The following is a 3,871-nucleotide window of genomic DNA, read 5'->3' on the forward strand; positions in this document are numbered from 1 at the left end:
TTTGTCTGTGCTTTTTAGGAGGCTCCATTGCCCAGGCACAGCGATTGTTACCCAAGCAAAAAGGTATCTCGCTCTCTTGGGTTGCACCTGCAGAGGCTTTTACTTCCTCTTTTTCTGATGATTTTGGGGTGCAGTTGGGCTATAGTATCAATGCTAAAAGGGGTAACTACAAGCATTTTGCCCTTGAATATCAAAGGCGATTATACCCTTACAAGAGTCTGAATATACCCGTTGAGAGGTATATAGGTGCAGGAGGCTATAGTTTTGCCTTAGTCAGTGACAGCAGTAAAACGGTGGCATTGAACTTAGGAGCAGAAGCTCTTTTGGGCTATGAGGTAGTCAATCACAGCAAAAGCCTCCTTCCTGATGGGGCACTATTAAAGAACGAAAATAATTTTCTCTATGGCGCACAGGTAGGTTTGCAGGTAGAGACTTACCTAAGTGATCATTTTTTAGTGCTTTGCTCTGGCAAGGTAGCAGCTCTGTGGGGAAGTTCCTTTGAGCTACTGCGCCCCTGTGCTACTGTAGGACTGCGCTATATGTTTTAACCTTTAAAAGACAATATGATGAAGAAAATAAATCAGAAAATTGTAATAGGACTCATCGCAATACTATGTGTGAGCCTATTCACCTCTTGTAAAAAAGAGTTGGACGTACAACAAAACTTTCCTTTTGAGGTAAAGGTATTGCCCGTGCCTAAAAGTATAGGTAAAACCGATACGGTAGAAATACGTTGTGAGTTGCGCTCTCCCTACCAGTACGATGAGAACCGCTATTTTATTCGTTACTTTCAGTATGAGGGAAAAGGTAGTTTACGTACCTCTCCACAAGGAGAAGTCTTACTTGTTAATGATGTTTATCCACTTGCCTCCAAAGGAGCGTTTAGGCTTTACTACACTTCTGCCTCAGAAGCTAACCAGTCTTTCTCCGTTTGGATAAGCGACTCCTTCGGCAATGAACAGAAACTTGATTTTGAGTTTAATGTGAAAAAAGAGTAAAAAGAAAAATCCCGTTAATTCGGGATTTTTTTTGTAGTTTTGCAGTCTTAAATAAAACAAAATAAGATGCAACTACTATCAATAAATAACATTGTAGAAATTTGTGTTCCTTTAATAATCATATTGTTAGGAACAGCATATCCTATAATTCTAAACAACATATCTAATATAGGAGAAAAGTATCATTCAAAATACATTATAGCTTTATTTAAACAAGAGAGATTTTATAACCAAAGTTCTTTTCAATGGATATTGTACCTTTCTTTATTTCTTCTAATCCCCCTTATATTTAAATTTGAACCTTTATTTGGTTGGGATAATTGGTTTATTAATAATTCTGCAAACATATTAGTTTCTTTAGTAACTGCTTTATTACTATTTATCTTTTTCAAATGGATAAAAAAGATTTCTATATATAATAGCAATATAGATAGCTTACTTGATTATATCATTAAAAGATATGAAAATTCCAACGGAAAAACTAAAGAATATGCTTTTATGTCTATTAATGATATAGCTATATATGCTGTTAATACAAAAGACATTGATTTACAAAGTAAATTATTAAAGTTTTATTTTAACTATGTTATTAAGTATAGAAAGGAATATAACAATACTGATAAAGAATTAAACTATGATAAAGAGTTTTATGGATTGATTCGTCGTATAATTGATGAGTGTGTCGAGAATAATTATAAAGACCTATTGCCTCTTAGGTATAGTGCTATTAATGGGGAACTATTAATACCTTATGATACTCAAAGCATAAAAATATCAGAAGACACTTATAATAACCTATGGTATAATATCACATTAGTTAGGAATAATACTGATTATATAAGTAAATTTTGGGCACATTCTAATCAATATTTTTGGACCGGGCTAAAAGAAATTGTCTTGAATTTTGACAAGTCTAATGAAAAGGAATTTAAAGAAAGAGAACAAGAACGTAAAAGATTCTTAGAATTTCATTATGCTATTGGAGGCTTATTGCTTTATTCTAAGAATTATGAGGCTTTAAAATATATTTTTTCTTATTCTCAACAATCTCCTCCTGATTATAAGCTTTTACCCTATAAAATGAGAGATATATTTGATTGGATAGAATTTTTTAGGAATGAAAACAAGCAAATCCCAAAATTTATTATAGGTTTTAGTAGGTATCAGTTTCCAAATTTGGATAGTGTAGGAACAAATAAACAAGTTGTTTTTTGGATTTGTCGTTATTTATGTGTGTTGTTTATTAGGCAATATAAACTGTCTAAAAGTCTATATTACTCTAATATTACAAATCAACCATATTTAAATGATTTATCTTTAATGGAATTGTACAATTGGAAAGAATCAATTACTTATTTTAAGTTCTGTTTGAATAAGGTTTTAGAAGATAAAGAAGCCTTAGAACAACTTGAATTGTGGAATACCTATGAACTAAAATATTCAGAAATAGATAAATTTATAATTGAGCTTGAACAATCTATTGACGAACATATATCAGATAAAAAGAAAAGAGCCGAATTATCTCAAGAGAAAATAGAGCAATTTTACGCATCATCAAAAGAAATCTTAGAGAATTGTTTGGAAGAGTATCTCTCAATTAATAATCCAGAAGATTTTGATACTGATTTTAAGGTTACTTTTTTAGGACAAAGAACATTATCTAATAAATCTTTTTTTGTAGATGATGATATCCCTTGTATGGGTTTTGATAGTAGTTTAGCTAATCTCATTTCAAGGTATTCTATTCCAAGAGATATTTATAATAGTTTTTTAATTGCAAAAACTAATCGCTATCTATTAAACAATAATAATCTATTAGAAGGAATGGATAGAATTATTCAGGACAAAGAAGATATTGTAATAATAGTGTTTAGTGGAGGATATGAAACTACTCAGAAAATAGAAAATAGTAAATATAAAGAGAATGTCATTTATTTACCTGCAATAGATTTCAAAAACACTATTTTCATTTTAGAAAAATCTAATTTACCTAGAATAGAAAAATCAGATATTTCAGAGGAAGTCAAACAAGAACTACAAGTGAAAAAGATTAGTGATAAATGGAATATATATAGTACTGTAATAGATATCAATCTTCCAAAAAATGAAGCTATAAAAGAAAAATGGATTGATGATATAAACTATTATCAAAAAGAAAATGAATTACAAATCCTATTGGGATTACTTTTTGTGGGGCATATAAAATTTAAATCGGATAGAAAAATTATCCAAATAAATATTAATAATGAATTTGAAGAATTAGGAACTGAAAATAAATTATCTGATTTAGAACCCTTGTAAAAGCCAAAATCCTCCTTTCTCTTCCAAAACAAGCCTACTTTTAAAAGTAGGCTTGTTTTGTTTTACCTTTGCGCAAAATAATGCAAATGGAAGTAGTAGTTATAGAAAAATCTATTTTTGAACAGATACAAAAAGATGTACAGCAACTCAACAATTCTCTGCAAGTGGTAATGGATACTTATAAAGGGATTTGGCAAAAAGAAAAGTGGTTGGACTCTCAGGAGGTTTGTCTGCTTTTGGGCATTAGTAAGCGTGCTTTGCAGTATTATAAAGACCAAAAACTCTTGCCTTTCTCGTGCATCCACCGCAAGAACTATTTTAAGCGTAGTGATGTAGAACAACTTTTAACCTCTAACCATCAAACCCGATGAACTTGCTCACAGAAACACACCAGGAACTAAGCTCTTACCTAAGTCAGCTTGAAAAACTTAAACAGCAAATGGACTTTATCCTTAAAAACTTCCGTCCTGTATTTGACGGCGAGGTATTTCTATCAGGAAAGGAGGTCTGTGAGCTGCTGCATATCACCAAAAGAACCCTACAGCAATACCGTGATGATGGGCTATTTCCTT

The 3,871-nt window shown here is 31.5% G+C and carries 5 protein-coding genes; all 5 read left to right on the plus strand.

Annotated features, from left to right (window positions below):
* A partial coding sequence (locus Q0625_RS13340; protein ID WP_298828234.1) for a conjugal transfer protein TraO occupies positions 1 to 548 on the plus strand: 548 nt, incomplete at its 5' end.
* Positions 549 to 566: 18 nt separating this feature from the next.
* Positions 567 to 998, plus strand: a complete 432-nt coding sequence (locus Q0625_RS13345; RefSeq protein ID WP_298828245.1) for a TraQ conjugal transfer family protein — start codon at positions 567 to 569, stop codon at positions 996 to 998.
* A 66-nt stretch (positions 999 to 1,064) separates the two neighbouring features.
* Entirely contained in the window at positions 1,065 to 3,299 is a 2,235-nt protein-coding gene (locus tag Q0625_RS13350) for a hypothetical protein (protein ID WP_298828237.1), read from the plus strand.
* Between the two features lie 86 nt (positions 3,300 to 3,385).
* On the plus strand, positions 3,386 to 3,670 hold the full coding sequence (locus Q0625_RS13355) for a helix-turn-helix domain-containing protein (protein WP_298828240.1): 285 nt from the start codon (positions 3,386 to 3,388) through the stop codon (positions 3,668 to 3,670).
* The coding region (locus Q0625_RS13360; RefSeq protein WP_298828243.1) for a helix-turn-helix domain-containing protein at positions 3,667 to 3,871 on the plus strand (205 nt) is incomplete at its 3' end. The genes Q0625_RS13355 and Q0625_RS13360, both read left to right, overlap by 4 nt.

It is taken from the genome of uncultured Capnocytophaga sp., from assembly GCF_938029845.1.
Lineage (GTDB): Bacteria > Bacteroidota > Bacteroidia > Flavobacteriales > Flavobacteriaceae > Capnocytophaga.

What these genes read in the sequence shown, in the direction of transcription:
- Q0625_RS13345 (WP_298828245.1), top strand. Translation starts at nt 567, where the DNA reads ATGAAGAAAATAAATCAGAAAATTGTAATAGGACTCATCGCAATACTA.
- Q0625_RS13350 (WP_298828237.1), top strand. Translation starts at nt 1,065, where the DNA reads ATGCAACTACTATCAATAAATAACATTGTAGAAATTTGTGTTCCTTTA.
- Q0625_RS13355 (WP_298828240.1), top strand. Translation starts at nt 3,386, where the DNA reads ATGGAAGTAGTAGTTATAGAAAAATCTATTTTTGAACAGATACAAAAA.